The sequence below is a fragment of the Caballeronia sordidicola genome, assembly GCF_000729995.1.
GTDB lineage: Bacteria > Pseudomonadota > Gammaproteobacteria > Burkholderiales > Burkholderiaceae > Caballeronia > Caballeronia sordidicola_A.
Genome location: NZ_JNFG01000004.1, coordinates 102,948 through 126,216 on the forward strand (window position 1 = coordinate 102,948; position 23,269 = coordinate 126,216).

21 protein-coding genes and 1 tRNA gene are annotated in these 23,269 nt (G+C 60.8%); 8 read left to right on the top strand and 14 right to left on the bottom strand.

The window, feature by feature from the left end:
- Positions 1 to 69: 69 nt before the first annotated feature.
- Complete coding sequence (locus FH08_RS0103725) at positions 70 to 726, bottom strand: exonuclease (protein WP_031357027.1); 657 nt, start codon at positions 724 to 726, stop codon at positions 70 to 72.
- On the bottom strand, positions 723 to 1,367 hold the full coding sequence (locus FH08_RS0103730; protein ID WP_031357028.1) for an MBL fold metallo-hydrolase: 645 nt from the start codon (positions 1,365 to 1,367) through the stop codon (positions 723 to 725). The genes FH08_RS0103725 and FH08_RS0103730 overlap by 4 nt, the downstream gene beginning before the upstream one ends.
- A gap of 675 nt (positions 1,368 to 2,042) precedes the next feature.
- Here FH08_RS0103730 and FH08_RS0103735 point away from each other — a divergent pair.
- Entirely contained in the window at positions 2,043 to 2,669 is a 627-nt protein-coding gene (locus tag FH08_RS0103735; RefSeq protein ID WP_031357029.1) for a septal ring lytic transglycosylase RlpA family protein, read from the top strand.
- Positions 2,670 to 2,758: 89 nt separating this feature from the next.
- Here FH08_RS0103735 and rsmI read toward each other — a convergent pair whose 3' ends face one another.
- Positions 2,759 to 3,661 carry a 16S rRNA (cytidine(1402)-2'-O)-methyltransferase gene (gene rsmI, locus FH08_RS0103740; protein WP_031357030.1) on the bottom strand — a complete coding sequence of 301 codons (903 nt, stop codon included), beginning with the start codon at positions 3,659 to 3,661 and terminating at the stop codon, positions 2,759 to 2,761.
- Here rsmI and FH08_RS0103745 point away from each other — a divergent pair.
- The 5 genes from FH08_RS0103745 (at position 3,660) to FH08_RS0103765 (ending at position 6,287) form a co-directional block, all read left to right on the top strand.
- Positions 3,660 to 4,088 (top strand): YraN family protein, encoded by a 429-nt coding sequence (locus tag FH08_RS0103745; RefSeq protein ID WP_419177982.1) that lies wholly within the window; start codon positions 3,660 to 3,662, stop codon positions 4,086 to 4,088. The two genes, rsmI and FH08_RS0103745, sit on opposite strands and share 2 nt — an antisense overlap.
- 290 nt (positions 4,089 to 4,378) lie before the next feature.
- The gene (locus FH08_RS0103750; RefSeq protein ID WP_031357032.1) at positions 4,379 to 4,966 is read left to right on the top strand and encodes an SIS domain-containing protein; all 588 of its coding nucleotides are present in this window, start codon (positions 4,379 to 4,381) and stop codon (positions 4,964 to 4,966) included.
- 20 nt (positions 4,967 to 4,986) lie between these two features.
- Complete coding sequence (locus tag FH08_RS0103755) at positions 4,987 to 5,787, top strand: BON domain-containing protein (RefSeq protein ID WP_031357033.1); 801 nt, start codon at positions 4,987 to 4,989, stop codon at positions 5,785 to 5,787.
- 14 nt (positions 5,788 to 5,801) lie between these two features.
- A complete protein-coding gene (locus FH08_RS0103760) occupies positions 5,802 to 6,143 on the top strand; it encodes a c-type cytochrome (RefSeq protein WP_235210277.1) in 342 nt (113 codons plus the stop codon).
- Between the two features lie 68 nt (positions 6,144 to 6,211).
- Positions 6,212 to 6,287, top strand: a tRNA-Ala gene (locus FH08_RS0103765).
- Positions 6,288 to 6,798: 511 nt separating this feature from the next.
- Here the strand turns inward: FH08_RS0103765 and FH08_RS0103770 are convergent.
- Positions 6,799 to 8,478, bottom strand: coding sequence for a Na+/H+ antiporter (locus tag FH08_RS0103770; protein ID WP_031357035.1), 1,680 nt, complete (start codon positions 8,476 to 8,478; stop codon positions 6,799 to 6,801).
- A 424-nt stretch (positions 8,479 to 8,902) separates the two neighbouring features.
- On the opposite strand from FH08_RS0103770, the gene FH08_RS0103775 reads away from it, so the two are divergent.
- The gene (locus tag FH08_RS0103775; protein ID WP_031357036.1) at positions 8,903 to 10,222 is read left to right on the top strand and encodes an EAL domain-containing protein; all 1,320 of its coding nucleotides are present in this window, start codon (positions 8,903 to 8,905) and stop codon (positions 10,220 to 10,222) included.
- Positions 10,223 to 10,341: 119 nt separating this feature from the next.
- On the opposite strand, the gene FH08_RS0103780 is transcribed toward FH08_RS0103775, so the two are convergent.
- Positions 10,342 to 13,911, bottom strand: a complete 3,570-nt coding sequence (locus FH08_RS0103780) for an indolepyruvate ferredoxin oxidoreductase family protein (protein WP_031357037.1) — start codon at positions 13,909 to 13,911, stop codon at positions 10,342 to 10,344.
- Positions 13,912 to 14,163: 252 nt separating this feature from the next.
- Between FH08_RS0103780 and FH08_RS0103785 the strand changes: the two genes are divergently transcribed.
- Positions 14,164 to 14,820: a glutathione S-transferase family protein gene (locus FH08_RS0103785; protein WP_035565236.1), complete on the top strand. Its 657-nt coding sequence runs from the start codon at positions 14,164 to 14,166 to the stop codon at positions 14,818 to 14,820.
- An 11-nt stretch (positions 14,821 to 14,831) separates the two neighbouring features.
- On the opposite strand, the gene FH08_RS0103790 is transcribed toward FH08_RS0103785, so the two are convergent.
- The 9 genes from FH08_RS0103790 to FH08_RS0103830 form a co-directional block, all read right to left on the bottom strand.
- Positions 14,832 to 15,077 carry a hypothetical protein gene (locus FH08_RS0103790; RefSeq protein ID WP_031357039.1) on the bottom strand — a complete coding sequence of 82 codons (246 nt, stop codon included), beginning with the start codon at positions 15,075 to 15,077 and terminating at the stop codon, positions 14,832 to 14,834.
- 66 nt (positions 15,078 to 15,143) lie between these two features.
- Positions 15,144 to 15,374 (bottom strand): hypothetical protein, encoded by a 231-nt coding sequence (locus tag FH08_RS0103795; RefSeq protein WP_031357040.1) that lies wholly within the window; start codon positions 15,372 to 15,374, stop codon positions 15,144 to 15,146.
- 88 nt (positions 15,375 to 15,462) lie between these two features.
- Positions 15,463 to 16,374 carry a carbohydrate kinase family protein gene (locus FH08_RS0103800; protein WP_031357041.1) on the bottom strand — a complete coding sequence of 304 codons (912 nt, stop codon included), beginning with the start codon at positions 16,372 to 16,374 and terminating at the stop codon, positions 15,463 to 15,465.
- Between the two features lie 25 nt (positions 16,375 to 16,399).
- Complete coding sequence (locus FH08_RS0103805) at positions 16,400 to 17,668, bottom strand: AGE family epimerase/isomerase (RefSeq protein WP_051887711.1); 1,269 nt, start codon at positions 17,666 to 17,668, stop codon at positions 16,400 to 16,402.
- Positions 17,665 to 18,690, bottom strand: a complete 1,026-nt coding sequence (locus FH08_RS0103810; RefSeq protein WP_031357043.1) for a LacI family DNA-binding transcriptional regulator — start codon at positions 18,688 to 18,690, stop codon at positions 17,665 to 17,667. The genes FH08_RS0103805 and FH08_RS0103810 overlap by 4 nt, the downstream gene beginning before the upstream one ends.
- 245 nt (positions 18,691 to 18,935) lie before the next feature.
- Positions 18,936 to 19,565: a class I SAM-dependent DNA methyltransferase gene (locus tag FH08_RS0103815; RefSeq protein ID WP_051887742.1), complete on the bottom strand. Its 630-nt coding sequence runs from the start codon at positions 19,563 to 19,565 to the stop codon at positions 18,936 to 18,938.
- 2 nt (positions 19,566 to 19,567) lie between these two features.
- The gene (locus FH08_RS0103820; protein ID WP_031357045.1) at positions 19,568 to 20,344 is read right to left on the bottom strand and encodes a PIG-L deacetylase family protein; all 777 of its coding nucleotides are present in this window, start codon (positions 20,342 to 20,344) and stop codon (positions 19,568 to 19,570) included.
- On the bottom strand, positions 20,332 to 21,375 hold the full coding sequence (locus FH08_RS0103825) for an acyl-CoA dehydrogenase (protein ID WP_235210278.1): 1,044 nt from the start codon (positions 21,373 to 21,375) through the stop codon (positions 20,332 to 20,334). The genes FH08_RS0103820 and FH08_RS0103825 overlap by 13 nt, the downstream gene beginning before the upstream one ends.
- 356 nt (positions 21,376 to 21,731) lie before the next feature.
- Positions 21,732 to 22,748, bottom strand: coding sequence for a bile acid:sodium symporter family protein (locus FH08_RS0103830; protein ID WP_031357047.1), 1,017 nt, complete (start codon positions 22,746 to 22,748; stop codon positions 21,732 to 21,734).
- Positions 22,749 to 23,269 lie beyond the last annotated feature (521 nt).

Sequence of the window (23,269 nt, forward strand, 5' to 3'; positions counted from 1 at the left end):
AGTCCAATAGTAGAGGGGGCAGAAAGGAAGCGCAATGTCAAACGCCCGGTGTGAGCAATATTGCCTAACTCAACGCCCAGACTGCGCGTTTTGTCCTTCGATGTCAGTATCGCCGGGCGTTTCGCCAGCCGCTTTTAGCGACGCCAGCAGCGTCCGTTGAGTCCGCAATTCGGCCAGCATGTTGCAGAAAAGCGCACCTTGTTCAACGGCGTCATCGAGCGCGACGTGAGTGTGCGGGAGTTCATCGAACCAGTGTTTCGGCAAACGCGGTTTGATCGCCTTCCGGTACGGCAGATCGGTCAGCGCGAACGCGAGCGTCTTGATGTCGAGCGCGGACCATGAGAACGGACAGCGTTCAGCGAAACGCATCATGTACCAGAACATATAAGTGAAGTCGAAACCCGCCGGATAGGCGACGAACACCGGCTTACCGGGCAATGCCTCGACCCATTCCACGTAGGCGCGCAGTGCAGTCAACGGTTCCTGCAGGTCGGTCCGGCATGCGGCCCATGCCTCGGGCTGGGTTTTCCACCAGGCGGCCTGAACCGGGTGAGGCGCCGCACCTTCGAGCGTTTCGAGATTGGCTGAAAACGTGCCAATCAGCTCCTTGTGTTCCGTATAGGCCGCCGACGCAAAACTCAGCATGGAGTGCGGCCCGGGGATCGGTCCATCAGCTTCGACGTCCGTACTGACGTAAATTTCAGGAATGGCGGTGGTGTTGCTCATGCGCTCTTCCGGTTGGCGACAAACGGGTTGGTGCGGCGTTCGTGCCCGAACGTGGACGTGGGACCGTGCCCGGGTACGAACGTAACATCATCGCCCAGTGGCCAAAGCTTTTCCTGGACGGAGCGCACGAGGTCCGAATGATTGCCGCGCGGAAAATCGGTACGGCCGATAGAGCCCGCGAACAGCACGTCGCCTACCAACGCCACGCGATTCACGCGGCTGAAGAAGATCACATGGCCCGGCGTATGTCCGGGGCAGTGATAGACCTCCATGGTCTCGTCGCCAAACTGAACCGAGTCGCCATCTTGCAGCCATCGGTCGGGCGTGAAGGCCTGCGCGTCGCCGAAGCCGAAGCGTTTGCTTTGAGCAGGCAACTGGTCGATCCAGAAAGCATCTTCAGTGTGCGGTCCGTGGATCTCCACGTTGAAGTGATCGGCGAGCGCCTTTGCTCCGCCGCAGTGATCCAGATGCCCGTGCGTGAGCAACACCTTGTCGACGGTCACCTCGAGTTGTCCAACAGCGCTGATGATCCGCTCGACTTCGCCGCCTGGATCGACGACAACCGCGCGACCCGTTGTCTCGCACACAACGATCGAACAATTTTGCTGAAACGGTGTCACGGGAATTAGGGTGACCTTCATGGGTGGGCAACCGGGACGTGTAAAAACGTCCATTGTAGCGGGCGAAAACTAGCGCTGCGGTAGCGCGCCAGGCGTTAGCCAAACGGTCGAGATGTGCCTAAAAAGCAGGCAGATTCTGCAATTTTTACGCCAACGGAGAAAATGAGTAACATTTTGTTCGTCTCCGGGCGGTCCACCTGTGCTTTTGGGTATAATCCGTTCACTTGTGCATGGTTTCAACATGCCATCAATGGGCAATGAGAGACACGAGTAGCGCGTTTTTACAATTGTCATCAAGTACGCAGTTCGGAGCAGATCGCTTCGAAATCGCAATCAAGCATCGGTTTTAACCGATGTACACGTCTTGTCCAGCCAGGTGCGATGCGCCTGCCAACGGCCTTAGCTGCCGTTACGCTGGATGGGGCCTACGCCGCCGTTCCTGCGCAGTTTAGCGCGCAAGAACGTGTGATCCACGTTCGATGGCGGCATGTGGGGTCTGGTCAGGCTGCCGGGGACAGGTTGCGCCAGACGTGAAAACTAACCGGGCATTTGCGGCGAGGTACGCCGCACCCGAGCACTGGCTCGCCGTTCGACTTTTCGAGCGGCGCGTACCTTTGCGCGGAAAGCCTTGAGCTGCCTATGCACGTCCGCATTTTGTCGGATGTAGAGGCGGCTCTAACCGTTGATTACACGTCTATGAATTTACGACTAACCCGACGTTTCGGGAGTCTTTCGGTCTTTGCAATCCTCACGGGTTGCGCCATGCCGCCAGGCGGCAGCGATCAGGCCAGCGCGCTGAAAACCGGCTCGCAGCTGACAATTGCAAACCCGGACCGCAGTCCGACGCGGGTCGCAGCACCACTCGCGTACGACTCACAGCTGAATGCATTGCCTTCATCGGCCAGCAATTCTTCCGTTACATCCTCGCTCGCAAACGCGGAGCCCATCACTGCCGGGCCTGACGTCAGCGACTTCGAGCAGCAGGGCCGCGCCTCTTGGTATGGTCGCGGTTTCCACGGTCGCAAGACGGCAAGTGGTGAACGCTACGACATGCACGCGCTCACCGCAGCGCATCGCACGCTGCCGCTGGCTTCGTGGGTTCGTGTGACCAATGAATCGAATCACAAGACGGTGGTCGTCAAGATCAACGATCGCGGCCCGTACGCGCGTGGCCGCGTGATTGATCTTTCCTATGCGGCCGCTGCCATTCTGGGCATGCGTGGCGCGGGCGTCGGAAAGGTAAAGATCGAGGGCTTGTCGGCGCAGGAAGCGCGGGCGGCGGTACGAGATCAATCGCTGGCATCGAACAACTCAGTCGACTGATCATCGTCAACTTGTTGCGCAACAAAACGGGCCGTTTCTACGGCCCGTTTTTTATTGCGCGGCGCGTTTGCCCGCCTTATTCCAGGTCGTCATTCATGCTCGTTTTCGCCCTGTTCTCCGCGTTCTTTCTCCATTGCCAGCGCCCTTGTGTAAAGCGCGTTGCGCGATGCGCCCGTCAGCGTTGCGGCAAGTCTGGCAGTGCTGCTCACCGACAATTCCTCCAGTAACGTCGCGAGCAACGCATCATGAGCGTCGTCCGCCGCCTCCTTCTGCGGCGCGCCTTCCACTACAAGAACGAACTCGCCGCGTTGCCGGTTTGCATCGCCGGATAGCCACGTTGGCCCTTCGGCCAGGGTGCATCGATGGATGCTCTCATGTAACTTGGTCAGCTCACGAGCAATCAGCAATTGCCGCTCACCACCGAACGCGCGCTCGAGCGCCTGCACCGTTTCCACAATCCTGTGCGGCGCTTCGTAGAACACGAGTGCGGGCGTGTGTGTGAGCAGCGACTGCAATTGCGTGTCGCGCTGCTTCGGTTTGGTGGCAAGAAAGCCGATGAACGAAAACGTGTGAACCCATGCGCCGGCTACGCTGAGCGCGGTGGTGAGGGCGCTTGCGCCCGGCAAAGGGATAACGGGAAAGCCCGCTTCGCGCACGGCATCGACCAGTTTCGCGCCAGGGTCGGAAATACCCGGGGTGCCTGCGTCGGACACACACGCAATGCGCTCGCCATTGCGCAGATGCGCGATCACGTTCTCGGCAGCGCTGCGCTCGTTGTGTTCGTGCACGGCGATGGTCGGCTTCGAAATGCCGTAGCGCGAGAGCAGTTGCGACGTGTTGCGGGTGTCCTCGGCAGCTACTCGGTCGACTAGTCCGAGCACGTGCAGCGCGCGCACCGTGATGTCCGCGACATTGCCGATCGGCGTCGCGACTATATAGAGCGCGCCAGCCGGAAACTGCTGGCCAACGGCCAATTCGGAGAGTGGAGTCATGAGGGCGGGTGGCATGCGGAGGACGTCATTGTGCCATGCGATGAGGGACAACTTTTTGGGGAACGAGGTGTCGAAAACAATCGGAAGCGCGTTCGAGCAACGCGCGCTTGAATATCTGCAGCGGCAGCGCCTGCGTTTTGTCGCACGCAATTTCGCCTGTCGCGGCGGCGAAATCGATCTCGTGATGCGTGAGATCGGCAGTCAGCGTGCACTTGTGTTTGTGGAAGTACGCGCGCGGCGCAGCCGCCAGTTCGCGGCAGCGGCGGCGAGTATAGGTGCGCATAAACAGCGGCGGCTGGTGCTCGCGGCACAGCACTACCTGATGACGTGGCGCGGTGCGTTGCCCGTGTGCCGCTTCGACGTGATCGCATTTGATGCGGGCCGTATCGTGTGGTTACGCGATGCTTTTCGCGCCGATACGTCGTGAAAATGCGCGCATCTTAAGTGACGCGGACAGCGAGTGCGGTAAACTGCGCGGAGCCTGCGCGTCGGGTTGATCGAGGTCCTATGGTCTGATGGTCTTACGTTCGACCGCTGCGCACGAGCGCGTTGCGGCGAACAACGGATCGTGAGGCGCTGGAGCTCAAGTATTGAAGTGGTGAAGCATCGGCGTCGGAGAGCGTAGCAGCAAGTCGTCGAAGCCAGCCGTCGAAACAAATCATCGAAGCAGCCCGTCAATGAACTACCGCGCATGGCGCGGCCGATAACCGAGAGTCGATGTCCGTCGAACGTATCCAGCAACATTTCCGCGAAAACGCGGCAGTCCATCGTGAAGCACTCGACACGCTTGCTTTCCCCGTCGCCGCAGCCATTGACGTGCTGTTCGGCGCGCTCGCCAACGGCTCGCGCATTCTCACGTGCGGCAACGGTGGATCAGCGGCCAACTCGCAGCGGCTCGCATCCGCGTTGGTTGGGCATTTCGAGCGCGAGCGGCCAGGTTTGCCGGCCATTGCGCTGGACGCCAACGTCCTGACGCTCACGGGCATCGGCAACAACTCGGCGTTCGAAGAGATCTATTCGAAGCAGATCCGCTCGCTCGGACAAGCCGGCGACGTGTTGGTCGTCATCTCCACGTCGGGCAACTCGGTCAACCTGCTCTCGGCGATCCAGGCCGCGCATGAGCGCGAGATGTTCGTGATCGCGATGACGGGGGCGGGCGGCGGCGTGATCAGCGAAGTGCTCGCTGACACTGACATCCATATCTGCGTGCCGTCCGAACGGCCGGCGCGAATCCAGGAAGTCCATCTGTTAACCATTCACTGCTTGTGCGATGGCATCGACGCGATGCTGCTGGGCGACGAATGATTCTTAAGGGGAACGAGTTGATGAACAAGACACGCGTCAGGTCGGCGCTAGCCAGGGCCACGCTGCTGGCGAGCCTGTTGTCAGGCGTTGTGCTGACTCTGGAAGGGTGCCCGTTGGTGGCTATTGGCGCTATAGGTGGTGCAGTGGGTGGCGGCACGCTTGTCGCGACCGACCGGCGCACGCTCGGCGCGCAGACCGAGGACCGCGAGATCCAGGTCAAGGCCAAGTCGCGCATCAATGAAAGCCTGCCCGACGAAGCGCATGTCAGCGTGACCGTGTTCAACCGGCGAGTGTTGTTGACCGGCGAAGTGCCGAGTGCTCAATGGAAGCAGAAGGCCGAAGAGGTGGTGCGCGGCATCAACAATGTGAACAGCATTGTGAATGAGCTGGCTATCCAGGGCGCGAGTTCGTTGTCGTCGCGGAGTAACGACGCCTATCTCGAGAGCCGCGTGAAGGGTGCGATGGTTGGCGAGAAGGACATGCGGGCGAACTTCTACAAGGTGGTGTGCGAGCGCGACACGGTGTATCTGATGGGTCTGGTCACGCGCGACGAAGGTGCTGCCGGCGCGAATGTGGCGGCGCAGGTCCCGGGCGTTGCACAGGTGGTCAAGGTATTCCAGTACATCAAGCCGGAAGATGCTCAGGCGTTGTCGGCCGCTGCTGCGTCGGGCGCGAGTACACCGGTGGTCACTCCCATCGATAGCGATCCGACCGTCGGCGCGGTACCGGATTCGTCGGTCAGCTCGAAGCCGCTCGATGGGCAGGCGCCGGTCAAGAACTCCGATGTGCATCCGGGTAATCCTGCGCCCGCAGCGAAATGAAGCGGTGGCTTTGCATGACCGTGTTCGCAATGGCGATCACGGCCGCGACGGGCCAGGGTGCGCTCGCAGCCGACGCACCCGCCGCTTTTTCTCCCACCGATGCCATGAACATCGCTGGGAAGAATGCCTGCATGGGATGTCACGCGGTGGATCGCAAGCTGGTTGGGCCGTCGTTCCAGCAGATCGCCGGGAAGTACAAAGGTGATGTGCAGGCGCAGGCGCGGCTTGAAACCAAGGTGAGGGACGGTGGCAGCGGCGTGTGGGGTGTCTTGCCCATGCCGTCGCATCGAACGATGGACGGGGCGGATATCAAGACCGTTGTTGGCTGGATTCTCGCGGGTGCGCCGACGAAATAAGATGCGCCGCGCACGGCTTTGGGGCCTTGCCAGACGGTCTTGAGGCTGTGCTAGAATCAAGACGCGTCGGGGGGGTAGCTCAGCTGGGAGAGCGTCGCGTTCGCAATGCGAAGGTCGGGAGTTCGATCCTCCTCTCCTCCACCACGGTTAATTTTCGCAGTATTTTGACTCGATGTTAAGAAGCCCGCACGGCGCAACCCGTGCGGGCTTCTTTGTTTTGCGGCCTCCGAGCAGGACCACCCAAAGCGATCCTGCGCCCGTGACATTTCTCGATGCAACGAATCGGCCACGCCCAATAGTCGGCGAACACGCTCTGCCAAAAAACCTAAACCCACTTTGCAGGGGGGCGACGGCAGCGTCAAGTCGGCACGACATGAGTTCAAACCTAAACTCGTTCGTTATCCCGAAAAAACCTCCAAAAAAAACCGCTCAAAGCCGGAGGCTGTGAGCGGACAAGATCGGAGAGTTACAACGACATCATGCACAGTCATGGATTGCGCATGAGATGAAGTATGCGACGCTGGGCGTCGGCAGCGAATACGAAAACTCTTAAAAATTCAGTAGTTGATTCGTTCGCGCCCATTGTGTCCAAACCCGGAACGCCGCGGCCCCTGGTATGGCGGATCGCCATGAAGTGACAAACAGGAAACACGGTTCACGCGGTACTGCCTTTCTTCCGGTTCACAATCGCGGTCTCCGACAAATCGATTTCCCGCATCAGCTTGTTCAAGGTTTCATCGTTGATCGCTTGCCGCGTGCGCATCTTGAGCAACTCCGAGCGCTCCGCCCTCAACCCGGCCATTTTCAGTTTCGTCTCCACCATCTCGCTTTGACGGGCGGCCCGGCGCGGCTCCTCGTCTTCGCCAAGCCCTTCAAGACGCCGCCGGTACAAACTCATCACGCGCGCGGCCGTATCCGTGCAGCGTGCCGACGCGGCTTCGTCCATCTGCTCGCTGAGATTTTCCTGGGCGGTATCGATAGCGCGGATCGCGGCCTGCGCCGCATGCCGGCGCGCGATGCGTTCTTCGGCCGCGTGTGGATCGCCGCGTTTTTTCAGGCCGTTCAGCAGCAAGGGCAAACCGACCACGCCGATCAGCAGCGACATCAGGATAGTCGCCGATGCAATGAAAACCGCGAGATCGCGTCCGGGCAGGTCCGACCCATTCGGCAGCACCTCGGGCAAGGACAGGACGCCCGCGAGCGTGACCGCGCCGCGCACGCCGCCGATGGTGGTCATCGCGACCGTGCGCACCCCCGGCACCGCGTTCGCCACACCGTGTTTCGCGGCGCCCCGGCTCGCGACCCAGCGCAGCACCCAGACCCACGCGAAACGCAGGCCGTACAACGCGATCACGACGGCGGCGACATAACCGAGCAGCAAGCCGACCTGCTGTAGCCCGTCGTGATGCGCTTCGATCAACGCGCGTCCGATAATGTGCGGAAACTGGAGCCCGAGCAGGATGAACACCATGCCGTTGAACACGAATTCGATCATCGTCCACGTGCTGGTCATGCGTACTCGGGCTGCCGTGGGGATGCCTTCGCGCAGGCTCTGGAAGTTCATCATCATCCCTGCCGACACCGCCGCCAGAATCCCCGAGCAGCCGAACCGCTCGGCAATGAGATAGGCCGCGAACGGAATCAGCAGCGTCAGAACGACGCCGGCGGCGGGATCATCGTCTTCGGACATCTTCACGAGCCGCCCGGGAATGGATGTCACGAGCCAACTGATTGCTGCGCCTATCGCCAGGCCGCCCACCGCTATCAGAACGAAACTGACCGCCGCGTCGCGCAATGAAAACACGCCGGTGAGCGCCGCCGCGATTGCGAATTTGAGCGCGACCAGGCCGGACGCATCGTTCATCAACGCCTCGCCTTCCAGTATGTGCATCAGGTTCGCCGGAATGCGGCCCTTGCCGGCGATGCCGCTGAGCGCAACGGCGTCAGTCGGCGATAACACCGCGGCGAGCGCGAATGCGACCGGCAGCGGCATGGTGGGGATCATGAAGTGCAGGGACCATCCGAGGGCGCCTACGGTCATGAATACGAGGCCCAGCGCAAGCATCAGGATCGCGCGGCGCTGCATGAAAAATTCGCGTTTGGGGATGCGCCATCCGTCGGCGAACAAAAGCGGCGGGATGAAGAGCATCATGAATAGCTCGGGATCGAACGTGACGTGCAGGCCAAATCCCGGCCACGCGAGACACGCGCCGATCGCGATCTGGATAAGAGGCAGCGGCAACGTGAAAGGCAGCGCGTTGGGCAAAAGACTGGTGACGAATCCGGACAGGGCGACCGCCAGCATCAGGATCAAGACGGTGAAGACGATTTCCATAGATTTTTGCGATCCGGCAGGGGCGCGGCAAGCCGGCAGCGACGCTCCCTTTTAACGAAGGAGGTCCAAAGTTTAGCGTGGACGTCCTTAATCGGTGTTTTTGGAAACAGTGGGGCGAGGCAGGTTGCACCGTACTGGTGCATTCGCACGCTGCTCCGTGAACCCGGCGTGTCGCGGCGGTGCACATACAGCCGGTCGGTCTGGAAACAGTGGGACTTGCGTGAGCACGGAGCTTGCTTTATCGATGCGGCACGGGACGGGCAGATTCCGCTTGAAGATAACGAGGGCATCGTATGAAATCAGGATTGAGGGCTTCGGTTGCGCGACGTCGAGCGCAATCGATTGCGTTGATCGACCATGACCGCGACTATGACCGGTCGCAGAAATCAAGGTCGAATGCGGACATCCGGAACGGGAAGGCACGATGGCTATAGCGAATCCTGACAAGGTGAAGCCGGTCTCGCCGCGGACATTTGAACTGAGCGTGACGTCGGGCTTCGACCGGTATTCGGTCGAGCACGGCGCGTGGACGTTGTCGAGCGCATTTCAGCCGGTGTTCAGCTTGTCGCATATGCGGGCAGTCGGCTACGAAGGTTTGCTGCGTGCGCATGACGCGCTGGACCGCGCGGTGTCGCCGCTCGATGTATTCGGTCAGGCCGCGCGCGTGGGCGAGGCGATGCAGGTCGACCGGTTGTCGCAGGCGCTGCATCTCGAGAATTTCAATGTGCTCGGCACGGAGAACGAGTGGTTGTTTCTCAACGTGCATCCGGCCGCGTTGACCGAGCCGTATCACATGGCCGCGTTGCTGGCGAATCTCAAGCGCTTGCAGATCGAGCCGCGCCGCGTGGTGCTGGAGGTGCTGGAGCAACGCGCCGACGACATCGAAACGCTCGCGGACGCGGTGCAGCATTTTCGCGAGCATGGTTTCCTGATCGCGCTCGATGATTTCGGCGCGGGGCACTCTAATATCGAACGGATCTGGCAACTCGATCCGGATATCGTCAAGCTGGATCGCGTGATGTTGTCGCATGCTGCGCACTCGGCGCATTCCGTGCATGGGACGAGCCACCTGAAGCATCGGCGCAACATGGAAGCGATTCTGTGCGGCGTGGTGTCGCTGCTGCACGAGGCGGGCAAGCTGGTGCTAATCGAAGGCGTGGAGACCGAGCATGAGGCGCAGTTGGCGCTCTCGAGCGGGGCGGACTTCGTGCAGGGTTTTTTCTTCGGCCGGCCAAATCCTGGTCTCGCCGATGCCCCGCAGGCACACACGTTGATGAGCGAATTGACCGAGCGTTTCCGCTTGCAGACGGAGGCGAAGGAGCGGCGCGTTGCGGCGCGGCTGCAGCCGTACATGCGAGCGTTTGAGCGCGCGGCGGAGCGGCTGGCGGCGGGCGAACCGCTCGAGGAAGTGTGCTGGAATTTCCTGGCGCTGGATAACGCCGCGCGGTGTTTTCTCCTCGATGCCAACGGCCGGCAGGCTGGGCGCAACGTCGTGCTAAGGGCCGATCGCGCGGCGCATGAGGCGCGGTTGTTGCCGCTTATCGATGCCCAAGGCGCGAACTGGTTGCGGCGGCCGTATTTCCGGGCGGCGCTGGGCGACCCGGATAGGGTGCATGTGACGAAGCCGTATTTATCGATTAACGAGGCGTTGCCGTGTGTGACGCTTTCGGTCGAGACAAGAATGGGCGGGCAGCGGTGTGTGCTTTGTGGGGATATCGACTGGATGGCGGAGGAGGAAGAGTAGGGGCGTTTCCATTTCCGGGACATCACGAAAAAGGCCCGCGAATTCGCTCCTCGCGGGCCTTTTTATTTCTGCGGGATATCGCCTGCTGAACAGTTATCCAACTGCTCAGGTTACGGTCGTTATTTCGCCACCACGACAGGAATGCCTCTCAACGCCCCGGCGCCTTTCACCTCATCGAGCGACGCTTTTACATATCGCCCTGTCTCCGCAACGATCCCCAGCTTCACCCCCAGATCCCTCTCCCGCCGCTTTACCATCGACAGATTCGCCAGCTTCACGTGTCCATAACCGCGAATGCGTTCGTGCAGCAGCGCGAGCGTTTCGATGTCCCTAGCGTTATCCGGCGTCATCACTTCAAGCGCGCGTCGGATGGTTATTTCATAGTCTCCAGCAAGCTCACGTTCCATCTTTCGTTCGAGCGATTTGCCGAACGGATCGATGATCGTGCCACGCAACCCGCGCACTTTCGACATCATCCCAAGCACTGGCCAGAGCCACTGCCCGAACGTCATCTTGCGTGGTTGACCGCCGTTTTTCGCCTTCGATAAAACCGGCGGCGCCATATTAAATTTCACCGCGAAATCCCGGCCCGCCGTGCCTTCGAACTGCGCTTCCAGTGCAGCGCGGAATGCCGGATCGGTGTGGAGCCGTGCGACTTCGTATTCGTCCTTTACCGCTAGCAGCCGATAAAACGTCGACGCCACCGCTCGCGTCACGGCATCGTTACGATATGCCGCAGCGGTCGAAACCAAGGCCCGATATCGCATCACATAACTCGAACCGCCGTAAGCCAGCAGCCGTGCTTCACGATCCGCGATCAACACGTCCAACGGCATCGCAGCCATCTCGACCCGCGGCGTAACAGCGGCTTTGCGCAGCGATTCCAACGCATCCATATCCGCTGCAGCCAGTCGGCCGATAGCAAACGCCAGCTTGTTCATCGGCACGGCGACATTGTTCAACTCGATCGCGCGCATCAACGCGGCATGCGACACGGGCACCAATCCAAGCTGCCACGCATAACCCAGCATCAAAATATTCGCGCCGATGGTATCGCCGAGAAAACGCGTCGCCAAAGCCTGCGCGTCGCACGTGTTCATGCGCTCTGCGCCCGCCGCGTGCTGCATCTTTTCCAGCAGCGATCCGGCGTGAAGGTCCGCATCGGGGTTCTGTACAAACGTCGCGTTCGGAATTGCGTGCGTGTTCACGACAATCCGCGTACGCCCATGCCGCACCGTTTGCAGCGCGTCAGCGCTCGCACCGACGACCATGTCGCAGGCGAGCAATACATCGGCTTGTTGGGTATCGATGCGAACCTGGTTCAGCAATGCATCGGTGGAAGCGAAGCGCACGAACGACAGCACCGCGCCGCCTTTCTGCGCAAAGCCCATGAAGTCGAGAACGGACGCGCTCTTGCCCTCCAGATGCGCGGCCATGCTGATCAGCGCACCGACCGTCACCACGCCCGTGCCGCCGACGCCGGTAATCAAAATGTCGTACGGAGCGTTATCGAGTTCGAGCCTGGGTTCCTGCAATGCATCGACACGTGCAGCAAGCGCGTCCGGATCAAATACATTCCCCGCAGCTTTCTTAAGCTTCGCGCCTTCGAGCGTGACGAAGCTCGGGCAGAAACCGTTCACGCACGAGTAGTCCTTGTTGCACGACGATTGGTCGATGCGGCGCTTGCGTCCGAGTTCGGTTTCCACCGGTTCCACCGATAAACAATTGCTCTGCACGCCGCAATCGCCACAGCCTTCGCACACGGCTTCGTTAATGAACAAGCGCTTGTCCGGATCGGGAAACTCGCCTTTTTTGCGGCGACGGCGTTTTTCCGCCGCGCAGGTTTGATCGTAGATGAGGACGGTCACGCCCTTGATATCGCGCAACCGCCGCTGGACATCGTCGAGTTCGCGCCGATGATGGTATGTCGTCCCCTTCGGAAACTGATCGTGATGACCATCGTATTTCTCGGGTTCATCGCTGACGACTACCAGCGTCGCGATACCTTCCGCTTCTACCTGCCGCGCGATTTGCGGCACGGAAATGCTGCCGTCGACGGGCTGGCCGCCGGTCATCGCGACGGCGTCGTTGTACAGGATCTTGTAGGTGATGTTCGTCTTTGCCGCAGCCGCCTGGCGAATAGCAAGGATTCCTGAGTGAAAGTAGGTGCCATCGCCGAGATTCTGGAAGACGTGCGGCGTTTTCGTAAACATGGAATGCGATGCCCAGTCCACACCTTCGCCACCCATTTGAATCAGGCCCGTTGTATCGCGCTCCATCCACGACGCCATGAAGTGACAGCCGATCCCAGCCTGTGCGATCGATCCTTCAGGCACTTTCGTCGATGTATTGTGCGGACAGCCCGAGCAAAAATACGGCGTGCGTTTGACGGTATCGGCAGCGTTCGAGAGGATTTGCGGCGCGACGAGATCCACGACTTTATCGCGGCGATCCAGCGCAGGCTTGTGCCGCGCGAGCCAGTCCGCGAACACAGGCAACACGCGCGATGGGCGCAGTTCACCGAGCGCGCTCAGCAGCATTGCACCGTTTTGCGCGTTCTTGCCGACCACGATCGGCCGCGAGCCTTGTGTCCGGTTATACAAATGGTCCTTGATCTGCTGCTCGATCACCGGGCCTTTTTCTTCGATCACCAGGACTTCAGAGAGACCTTCCACGAAGGTATCGAGACGCGTGGTTTCCAGCGGAAACGATAGACCCACTTTATAGATACGCACACCGGCGGCATCCAGGTCATCGACGGTGAGATCCAGGCGGCGCAACGTCTCCATCAGGTCGAGATGCGCCTTGCCGCACGTGACGATACCGACGTTCGCGTGACGACTTGGCGCGATCCATTTATCGATGGAATGGGTTTTAGAAAAATACCGCACGGCGTCGAGTTTCGCGGCAAGACGCGCCTCAATCGTCAAGCTCGGCAGGTCGGGCCAGCGATTGTGCAGACCGCCTTCGGGCGCGACGAAACCCTCCGGCGCGGGCCACACGGTCTGGAACCCGTCGAGGTCCACGGTCGACCCGGATTCCACCGTCTCCGATATCGCCTTGTATCCCACCCAGGCGCCCGAAAAACGCGACAACGCCCAGCCGTAGAGACCGAACTCGAGCATATCGGCGATGTTCGACGGGTTCACCACCGGCATGTGCCAGGCGATCATCGCCTGATCGGACTGATGCGGCATGGACGACGACACGCAACCGTGATCGTCGCCCGCCACCACCAGCACGCCGCCGTGCGGCGACGATCCGAACGCGTTGCCGTGCTTTAGCGCATCACCGGCCCGATCCACACCCGGCCCCTTGCCGTACCACATCGCAAAGACGCCCTCCACGCTCCGCTCGGGGTCCGACTCAACCCGCTGCGTGCCAAGCACCGCCGTGCCGCCGAGCTCCTCGTTGATCGCGGGCAGAAAACGCACGTCATGCGACGCGAGGAGTTTTTTCGCCTTCCACAATTGCTGATCGACCATACCCAGCGGCGATCCACGATAACCGCTCACAAAACCCGCTGTATTCAGCCCGCCGGCGCGATCGAGCTGGCGTTGCATCAGCACCAGCCGAACCAATGCCTGCGTCCCGGTAAGGAAGATCCGGCCGTGCTCGGCGTTGAGGTTATCGGTGAGCTGGTAGCTGGCTAGCGGAGGGTTGTCCGAAAAAGGCACACGCGCGTTCATAAATAAAGTCTCCGGCTTCTTATCTGGCGAATTGAGGGGATGTCGCCATTCTTCCTCGACACAACCGGAAGGTTTTTGCGTTCTTTGCGATCGAACGCTCGTACCAGAAACAAAATCGATCTTTATTGAGATGGGTGAGGGAAATTCACCTGCCGAATGGCTAACGTGTGGTTAACCCGCGCCTCGAAACGCTCAGGAGCGGGTAATCTGGACGCTCCCTGACAATGCCGCGCCACTAAGAGGAATCCACCCATGAAGCTTTATTACTGGCCGAAGACGCGCGCGTTTCGCGCGTTATGGATGCTCGAAGAATTGCGCGTGCCGTACGAGTTCGCCTACGTGAACATTCGGGCGGGCGAGCAGAATGAGCCAGCGTTTTGCTCGGTGAATCCAATGTCGAAGTTGCCCGCGCTGGATGACGACGGCGTGTGCGTCGCGGAATCGGGCGCAGTGCTGCTTTATCTCGCCGATAAATACCCTCAAGCCGGGCTGGGTGTTCCGATTGATGATCCGCTGCGAGGCCGTTTCCTCCAATGGATGTTTTTCACGGGCGCTTGTCTTGAGCCGGCCATGGCCGAAAAAATGACGGGTGCACCGGGCAACAGCGTGAGTTTCGGCTGGGGCGATCTGGGCCGCGTGGAAAAGGCGATTGAATCGACGCTGGCAGATGGCCCTTGGCTGCTCGGCGAACGTTTTACAGCCGCCGATATCCTCGTCTCGAGCACGCTGCAGATCGCCTATATGGCGAAGCTGATCGAGCCGGGAGGTGTGTTGTCGGATTATGTTGCGCGCGCCACGTCGCGGGAGGGGCACGAACGCGCGGCATCGATTGATAAACAGGAAGCGCAGAAGGTGCCGTCAGCCGCCTCGCAGCCGCAGACGGGCACAGTTAGCGTCGTTAAACCCTGAGTCCCTTGGGATCAAGGGAACGTCTTCGGCTTGGGAATGCCTGCGCCGGCTTCAATGTCGGCGACGGCTTGCACGTGCGCAGCATCAATGGCGTCAGTGGGACTCGACAAGCCGTTATCGCCGCCAACGGTTTTCCACGACTGCACGGCTTTTTCGTGGTGACGGATTTCGTATTCGGCGTCCCACCGCGTCCCTTGAAGTTCGATGGGTCGAACGTGGATGGAGTAGACGCCGTAGAGGAAGAGTTGTTCAGACATGGTGGTTCTCCCGTTCAAGCGAGGTGACAACGGCGTCGGCGCTTGCTTTGCGCGCCGACGTTGTAGTCACAGTTCGAGTTCGCCGAGGATCCGGTGAGCGAGCGCGCGAGCTTCTTCCAGCGCCTCATCTTCGGACAGCGAAGTGGCCGCGACGTCGTACTGTTTCGGTTCGGAATCCTCGCCGTCTTCGCCGTCGTCCCGCACCAGCGTCACGGCGCCTCGAAACTGGCCGCCATCTGCGGCGTAAGCGCCGATCGTGGCGGTGTAGATGCCTTTCGTGTAGATCGTGTCTTCCATGATGCGCCTCCGGCAAAGGTTGAAACGATGCTAGCACGCGCATTTATCGTGCGTATGACCGTCTCTCATTGACCCGCAGGCGCAGGTTTCAGACCAGCAAATCCTCGACTTCTTCCAGCGACGGCGAGTGCGCCCCCGACATCCGGCACGCCGCCGCACCCGCCGCGAGCGCAAAACGCAGATGGTCAGGCCAGCCTCCGGCGCGTGCCATCAAGCTGTAGAGCAAGCCGGCAATGGAAGCATCGCCGGCGCCGACCGTATCGGCGACATCGACTTTCGGCGGACGTGCTTGCCAGCTTTCATCGCCGACATGCAGCGTGGCTTCCGCCGATCCCCGTGTGACTAGCACGGAGGCTTGCGGATTCATCGCGCGGATTTCGGCGATGGCGTCGGCTTCATTCGGGATCGATGGGAAAAGCTTTTGCAGGTCTTCGTCGGAGACTTTGATCAGGTCGGCAAGTGCGGCCATCTTGCGCAAGGTCGGCTCGTAGCCATGCTCCATCAGGTTTCGATAATTCGGGTCGAAGCTGATCTTCACACCGTGCTCGCGCAATTGCGCGGCGAGACGGGCGAGCGTGTCGCCAAGCGGCTGGCGCACGAGGCTGATGCAGCCGAAGTGCGCCCATTTCACCGAGTCCATCCAGCCGGACGGCAAGAGGGCGGGATCAAACGCAAGATCGGCGCCGTTTTCGCCCATGAAGTAATAGGTCGGCGGCTGCGTCTTATGGACAATTGCCAGCAGCGGCGGTCGCTCGACGCGCTGCATGAAGCGCATGTCGAGGCCGGCCGCGACGCTCGCGTCCCAGAGTTCATCGGAGAAATTGTCGGTGCCGAGCGAACCGGCACTTGCCGTCGGCAAACCGAGACGCGCGACGGCGCGTGCGACGTTCCAGCCGGCGCCGCCCGGTCGCGACAGCCAGTCTGACGGTCCTGTACGGATCAGGTCGGTGAGGATGTCGCCGGCCGAGACGAATTGAGGGAAGGTTGAATTGGAAGTCATCGTGCTCACCGTTTAGCTTGTCTCTTTAGCTTGCTTCTTTCGCTGTCTCGCGGCTTTGTTGGGGCGCGTCCGCTGCGCCTATTGCGTTCAGCACTTCGTAGCACGCGCCCATCGTGTGGTAATCGGTCTTGCCGGCGGGGCTCTTTTCGTCGCCGTACTTGCGGTTGTCGCAGGTCAGGATGCGGAACCACGCGCCATATTCGTGATCGACGAAATGTGCCCAGCTATAACGCCAGAGTTCGTCGTAGCAATCCCAGAATCGCTCCAAACCAATGCGCTTGCCGAGCAATGCCGCGGTTGCGAAGGTCTCGGCCTGCACCCAGAAGTATTTGTCGTGGTCGCAAATCGAGTTGTCGGGGCCGAAGCCGTAATACAGGCCGCCGTGCTGGTCGTCCCACGCGCGGTTGAAGCCGGCGTCGAATAGTTCGATGGCGCGCGGCGCAAGCCATGGCAACGCGCGATGCCGCTCCAGAATCAGCAGCAGCTTGGCCCATTCGGTCTGATGGCCCGGCTGGAAACCCCACGGGCGGAAGATGTTGGAACTGTCGGATTCGTTGTAATGCCAGTCGATCGACCAGTCAGGGTGGTAATGCTCCCAGACCAGGCCGTTGCTCAAGCGCGCCTGGCGCAACGTGATGTTGCCGGCAATTTTCTCCGCGCGATCCAGGTACAGCACATGGCCGGTTGCCTCGTACGCGGCCAGCAGCGCTTCAGTCGCGTGCATGTTGGCGTTCTGCCCTCGATACGGCGACAACTGCCAATCGGGCGTGGCTTCGTCTGCGTACAGACCGGCGCTCGCGTCCCAGAAATGCTTGTCCATCAGCTGGAAGGTTTCATCGATCAAGGGTTTGGCTTCATCAATACCCGCCATCGCCGCATGCGCGCAAGCCAGCAGGACGAACGCGTGGCCGTAGCAATGCCGCGTGCCGTCGAGCGTGCGTTTCGCGCCGTCGCGCCATTCGATTTCCCAGTCGTAGCCTTCGTTCACCGCGTCCCAATGCGCGTTGCGCAGGAACGCGAATGCGTGACGGGCGTTGTCCTGATGCTGCTGGCCACCGAAATGGCGGAAGGCCATTGCGTGATTGAAGACGAAGCGTGTGCTGCTGACAAGGTGACGCGTGGTGCGGTCGTAGACCGTGCCGTCGTCCTTGAAAAAATGAAAAAAACCGCCCGAGTCGTCGCGGGCGGTTCGCGCGTAGAACGCAAGTGTGTGGCGAACGTGATCGAGGAGGAAATCGCGGCTGCGAAAGTTCGGTTCTGCCGAACCCGCCACGTGCAGAGCGGTTGAGTTCATGCCGTTGTCTGTGTCCGTGTTGTGGCCGAGCTCGCGCGAGGAATCAGGTGCACGGGCACGAGCGTGTCGGTGGTATTCACGTCGTCGTGGCTTTGAGCGGTTTCAAGCAGCAATTCCACGCCGCGCCGTCCCAGTGCTTCCTTGTCGACCGTGACCGTGGTGAGCGGCGGCGTGCTTTGGGCTGCGGCAGGAATATCGTCGAAACCGACAAACGCGATGTCTTCCGGGACCCGCAAACCGTGCGCGAGACAGACGCGCATGGCAGCGAGGGCCGCAGCATCGTTATAGGCGAAAACGGCGTCGGGCAGCGGAGCAGATTGCGCGCGCGCTTGGGCGATCAGGCGTTCCATGGCGTCCGCGGCTGCCAGATCGGAGTCAATAGCAGGCTGCGTAGTGACTTCAAGCGTTGGGTTAAAGAGTAATCCCGCTTCGAAATACGCCAACCGGTATCCCATTGCCCGTTGGGAGATGCTGTAGTGCGCCAGCGATCCGCCAATGAACGCAATCCGTTTGCGCCCGAGCGCGAACAGGTGCTGCATGGCGAGCGCGGCGCCGCGCGCGTTGTCGACGTTGACCGAGCGAAAACCGGGCGCGCGCAAATCGATCAGCACAACCGGCCGGTTCATGGAGCGCAGATGCGCAAGCAGCTCCGGCTCGATAAATCCCGCGACAGCAACGGCGTCCGGTGCGTGGAGGCGCATCTGCTGGGCGAGATCATGCGTCGGGCCGGCTGTCAGTACTGACGGCACCAGCCGCCGCTCGCGGCAGGCTTCTTCGAAACCGTGCAGCACGTGAGAAAAGAACGGGCTGACCGCGAAATTGTTGTGCTGGCGATGAAGCAGGAATGTTACCCGTCGGATTCGGGTGCGAAGCTGGGCGGCGTCGTAGCCAAGTTGTCGCGCCGCTTCCACGACGCGTTCACGCGTAGTTTCCGACAGGCCCGGCTGGTTTTTAAGCGCCCGCGATACCGTGCCGATCGACACACTGGCGGCGCGCGCGACATCGCGAATGGTTGTGGCCATCGGGTTTCTCGTCTCTGCTTGCGTGGATTTGTTGTTATCGGCGCAGACGCGTTGTAGGCACGTGATGTGTTTACTAACGAGATCAGATTCGCACGATTTCGGCGATTGTATAGTAAAACATCGCGAAAACTTACCCGAGGGATCTTGGAGAAAACCCGTAAGCTGTTTGTTGATAAGGCTTTCAGTTAGCTTTATTGTTTAGTCAATGGAGCGGGAAAATTCAAAGTAACAGGCGTTCGCAGGCACTATCGCGCTTCTCGTTGATGAGTAGATTTCGCATTCGGTGACCATACGTCAAGCACCATGTCATCGTCCCAATAGCACGATAACCGCGGTAGCGTGAGTTTTGCGCGAAGTTCTCGATGTACATGGTCACCCGAATGCGGCCATCCCTCGATTGGCTGCCGCCAATGACAGGCGATCAGCGTTCCGGCACCGGCGAGTGAAACTGTCAGCCTCGCAATGAGCCCGGCTAGCTGCGCTTCATTCAGGTAATACGCCACCTCGCTGATTACGATCAGGTCGAACTCGCCTTCCGGCCAATCGTTGGGCATGGCGCGCTGCTCGACCTTAACGTTTTGAAGATGCGCGACTCGCTGGCGCGCAAGATTGACCGCGACCGGATTCAAATCCGCCGCGAGCAGCGACTCGCATCGAGGCGCCAGCTCAACTGTCAGTTCGCCGTTCGCGCAGCCGGGTTCATACGCGCGACGGTAATGCTCGTCGGGAAGGGCTGCCAGCGTCAGCGCGCGCTTGCGCCGCTCGTACCAGCGATCGCGAAGTAGCCAGGGGTCGTTGCTGCGTTGATAGAGACCGGCGAAATAGTCCTGCGCGTTCGGTTCCTGCGCGGGTGGTTCCTGCGTTTTCGGTTCCATCGTCATATCAGCACGACCTCATAGGGCCGGGTGAGACGTTCGAGCACATGCTCGGGCAGGATGGGCGCGCGACCCGTCGACCCGTCTGCTTCGATCTGGCTACGAAACGCCTGGACCGCGTGAACCTTGCGGGCAAGCGTGGCCGCATCCAGCACGATGCGGCGGGCACGGCTCCAGGGCACGCGGGAATCCTCGGGTGTTGCCCAGTGCCAGGTCCACACTGGGACTTCCACGAACGGCAGGTCAAGCTCGCCAGCTACAGTGGTCACGGCCCGGCCGACCGACTCGTGGTCGGGATGGCCATCGAAACGCCAGGTCCCAAACACAATGTCGCCCGGTCCGAGATGCGCTCTCAGCGCTTCTGCCACTTCCGGCTCGAACGTTTCTCCGCCGCCGTCCGGAAGATGCAGGCGCACCAGCGCGACATGCTTCATGTGCAGACGTTGTAGCGCGTCGCGCGTTTCTTGCGGACGGGTTGCTGCCAGCCTCCCTGTGGGCCATTCCGACGAACCAGGATGGCTCGCAGTGCCGTCCGTCACGGCGATGATCAGCACCTTGCGACCCAAATCCGATAGTTGCGCAAGCAGGCCTCCCGTGCCCAGGATCTCGTCGTCCGGATGCGGCGAAACAATCACGGCGCGTGCGCCGGGCGGGACGAGGACCGCCGGATCGACTTCGGGCAGGCTCGAAAGCCGCCCGGAGCTCTGCCAAATTGCTTCCGGCGTGCCATTCCCCTGGATGGCACGGTCGCCTGCCGAGTGCGTTACTACAGGTTCCATGTGCCGCATTCCCCTTTGATAAGTCGTTCAGCAAGCACGGCTTCATCGCGTTCGGCGTGACTCTGCCGGATAAAGACAGGTAGATCGGCCATCAAACTGGCGAAATGACGATTACGGCAGAGCGGTCCGGCGCCCAGCGCACGGCCGGCTCGCTCGACGACATCAACCGCTGCCCGTTCCGCCGCCAGGCGGACTCGAAAGGTATCGGGCATTGCGTCGGCCTGCGGCTCGCGGTCAATCCGTGCGGCCGCCTCGCGCAGGAGGCTGGCCGTGCCGGAGAGCGCTGTGTCAATAGCACCGAGGTGGGCGAGCTTGTACGGGTCGGCGCGGCGCGCAGCATCTTGTTTAACGAATTCCCCGATCGCCGCCGCCGCCCCGAACCAGCAAGCAGCGATTCCGCCGCCGCCGTGCCAGAAGCCCGCTCGCTCCAGGTAGGCGCGCGGCGCGCCGATGCGGGTGGCTTTAGCGTGATCGAAATGGACGTCCACGCTCGCGCTCGCCGACATGCCTACAGCCATCCAGCCATCACGCGTGATGCGCACGCCCGGCTGACGGAGATCGACTGCGACGAGAATTGGCTCGTCGCGCTCGTTCCAGGCTGTGACGAGGGCATGGGTAATGAAGGCCGCTCCGGAGCACCAAGCCTTCGTACCGTGCAACGTGACGCTGCTTGTGTTCGAAACAACTTTCGCGGCGAGGCGTGCCGTCGGCGGTTCTGCCGCCCAAACTCCCCACGCCTGACCGCTTTCCGGGACGCGACCAACGCCCAGTTCGGCCATGATCGCGAGCGCGTCCGTATGGCCTTCGAACAGCTTGACCAGTGCGAGATCGCACGCCGCGACCGCCGCGAGCATTCGCCAGCGCTCAAGCGTCGCGCCATGACCGGGGAGTGGCAGCCGATCAAGTCCGGCGTCGACCAAGGCATGGAGCGCGCGGGCGGTATCAGTGTCCGAGCCGCGCTCGAAGCGGAGTTCACGCAAAAACGAGCCGAGAATGGACTCGCTCGCGGCCTCGCCAGTCATTGCTTGCATGGTGATCGTTCCCAACCGCTTGCGTGGATGAAGTCAGGCATGTCGTTCTCCGTCGCCTGGTGCCAGTAACAGCTTCTGGACTCAAGTGTGGCAAGGCACATGCCCGATCACCAGTCCGCCAAACGGCATAGGGGTTGCGAAGAACCGAAATGCGTTTGCTGCAGGCTCCCCGGATCAAGTCATAGGTCTTCAGGCCGAATCGACAGAGCGTCTGAATGAGCTCCAAATAGCAAAAAAGCCGCGCAGGGCGGCTTCATGCTTGGGTAAGTTGGGTCGGGGAGTCAGTCATGCAACGTGATTTCGCACTAGTGCCGATGGCGGCGTGGGCGCCGCGCTTACTACCGGTCCAATTGGACCTAACGGACTTGCGCGCGGGCGCCTTCTGGCTGTGGCGCTTGTTCACCGGAAGTGTCGCGAGCACCCCAGCGTTGCGCGAGTACAGCGCATGTCATCAGCTGGATCTGATGAAAAAGCATCAGCGGCAGAACGACCGCGCCAACCGCATGCGAGGCAAAAATCACCTTGGCCATTGGAATCCCCGAGGCGAGGCTCTTTTTCGATCCGCAAAAAATGATCGTGATCTGATCTGCCCGGTTGAAGCCCAGCCGCTTGCTGGCGAACGCCGTTACTCCCAGCGCGAGCGCCAGCAGGACTACGTTCACTACAACCAGTCCGCCGAGCGTTTGAAGGGAAATGGTGTGCCAGATGCCCTCATTCACCGCTTCGCTGAACGCGACGTACACGACCAGCAGGATCGAGCCTTGATCGACGAAGCGCAGGATGCCTCGATTCTTCTCGAGCCATTTGATGATCACGGGCCGCAGCAATTGCCCCGCAATAAACGGCACGAGCAATTGCAGCACGATGTTGCCGACCGTGTGCCATGCGGAACCGGCGTGACCGCTGCCGTCCGTCACCACGAGACCGACCAGCGCGGGCGTGATGAAGATGCCGAGCAGGCTCGACGCCGAGGCAGCGCAAACCGCTGCCGGCACATTGCCCTTGGCAATGGAGGTGAACGCGATAGACGACTGCACGGTGGACGGCAGCGTGCACAGGAACAGAATGCCCATGTACAGCGCGGGCGTGACGAGCGGCGTGAGGACGGGTTTCAGCGCCAGGCCGAGCAAGGGAAACAGCACGAAAGTGCTGAGCAGTACAACGATGTGCAGACGCCAGTGGGTCATGCCCGACACTATCGCTTCGCGGGAGAGCTTCGCACCGTGAAGGAAAAACAACAGTCCGACCGCAATGTTGGTCAGCCAGTTGAAGCCGACCGCCGCCGCGCCGCGGCAAGGCAGCAGGCTGGCAAGGATCACCGTGCCTACGAGTGCAAGGGTGAAGTTATCGGGGAGAAACTTGGGGCGGGTCATCGGGAATTCGCATGTTCATGAAAGTGCATGACGACGTCCGGCGATCACATTTTGTGCCTGAAAAGGCGAATGGACACGCGGGAAAACCATCGCGACCGTCATTTTCGCCCCATACCCATTCAAGATGCAAATTCATTTAAATGATCTATTAATTCCCAAATAGCATGAATCGCCAGTTTTGAAGGCTCGGCGCAAGCACGTGCAAAGCCGCTATGGATCAACTTGGGACCCCTCTTCAGCGCCAGGAAATCAAGCCCGATTTGATAAGACGGAAGCGCAGTGGAGCATCTCGAAAAGAGCCAAAAAACAGTGAAGTAACATGGTGTTACAACCCTCAGGAAGACCTAACACTTTTTGGCTCGACTCCAGTCGCGCGGCACAATAAATTGAATGACAGACCGGTCGGCAGGCGCGTGTTGGAAACACGGGCCTTGTGCTCCGACAATTGACCGGTCGGCGATGTTTGACGGTGCTCACTCCGCCAACACGCTCGAACAGAGCCGGACAACTCGCAGTATCGA

Coding starts and splice junctions, on each gene's coding strand:
- FH08_RS0103725 (WP_031357027.1), bottom strand. CDS start 726: ATGAGCAACACCACCGCCATTCCTGAAATTTACGTCAGTACGGACGTC.
- FH08_RS0103730 (WP_031357028.1), bottom strand. CDS start 1,367: ATGAAGGTCACCCTAATTCCCGTGACACCGTTTCAGCAAAATTGTTCG.
- FH08_RS0103735 (WP_031357029.1), top strand. CDS start 2,043: ATGAATTTACGACTAACCCGACGTTTCGGGAGTCTTTCGGTCTTTGCA.
- FH08_RS0103745 (WP_419177982.1), top strand. CDS start 3,660: ATGAGGGCGGGTGGCATGCGGAGGACGTCATTGTGCCATGCGATGAGG.
- rsmI (WP_031357030.1), bottom strand. CDS start 3,661: ATGACTCCACTCTCCGAATTGGCCGTTGGCCAGCAGTTTCCGGCTGGC.
- FH08_RS0103750 (WP_031357032.1), top strand. CDS start 4,379: ATGTCCGTCGAACGTATCCAGCAACATTTCCGCGAAAACGCGGCAGTC.
- FH08_RS0103755 (WP_031357033.1), top strand. CDS start 4,987: ATGAACAAGACACGCGTCAGGTCGGCGCTAGCCAGGGCCACGCTGCTG.
- FH08_RS0103760 (WP_235210277.1), top strand. CDS start 5,802: ATGACCGTGTTCGCAATGGCGATCACGGCCGCGACGGGCCAGGGTGCG.
- FH08_RS0103770 (WP_031357035.1), bottom strand. CDS start 8,478: ATGGAAATCGTCTTCACCGTCTTGATCCTGATGCTGGCGGTCGCCCTG.
- FH08_RS0103775 (WP_031357036.1), top strand. CDS start 8,903: ATGGCTATAGCGAATCCTGACAAGGTGAAGCCGGTCTCGCCGCGGACA.
- FH08_RS0103780 (WP_031357037.1), bottom strand. CDS start 13,911: ATGAACGCGCGTGTGCCTTTTTCGGACAACCCTCCGCTAGCCAGCTAC.
- FH08_RS0103785 (WP_035565236.1), top strand. CDS start 14,164: ATGAAGCTTTATTACTGGCCGAAGACGCGCGCGTTTCGCGCGTTATGG.
- FH08_RS0103790 (WP_031357039.1), bottom strand. CDS start 15,077: ATGTCTGAACAACTCTTCCTCTACGGCGTCTACTCCATCCACGTTCGA.
- FH08_RS0103795 (WP_031357040.1), bottom strand. CDS start 15,374: ATGGAAGACACGATCTACACGAAAGGCATCTACACCGCCACGATCGGC.
- FH08_RS0103800 (WP_031357041.1), bottom strand. CDS start 16,374: ATGACTTCCAATTCAACCTTCCCTCAATTCGTCTCGGCCGGCGACATC.
- FH08_RS0103805 (WP_051887711.1), bottom strand. CDS start 17,668: ATGAACTCAACCGCTCTGCACGTGGCGGGTTCGGCAGAACCGAACTTT.
- FH08_RS0103810 (WP_031357043.1), bottom strand. CDS start 18,690: ATGGCCACAACCATTCGCGATGTCGCGCGCGCCGCCAGTGTGTCGATC.
- FH08_RS0103815 (WP_051887742.1), bottom strand. CDS start 19,565: ATGGAACCGAAAACGCAGGAACCACCCGCGCAGGAACCGAACGCGCAG.
- FH08_RS0103820 (WP_031357045.1), bottom strand. CDS start 20,344: ATGGAACCTGTAGTAACGCACTCGGCAGGCGACCGTGCCATCCAGGGG.
- FH08_RS0103825 (WP_235210278.1), bottom strand. CDS start 21,375: ATGCAAGCAATGACTGGCGAGGCCGCGAGCGAGTCCATTCTCGGCTCG.
- FH08_RS0103830 (WP_031357047.1), bottom strand. CDS start 22,748: ATGACCCGCCCCAAGTTTCTCCCCGATAACTTCACCCTTGCACTCGTA.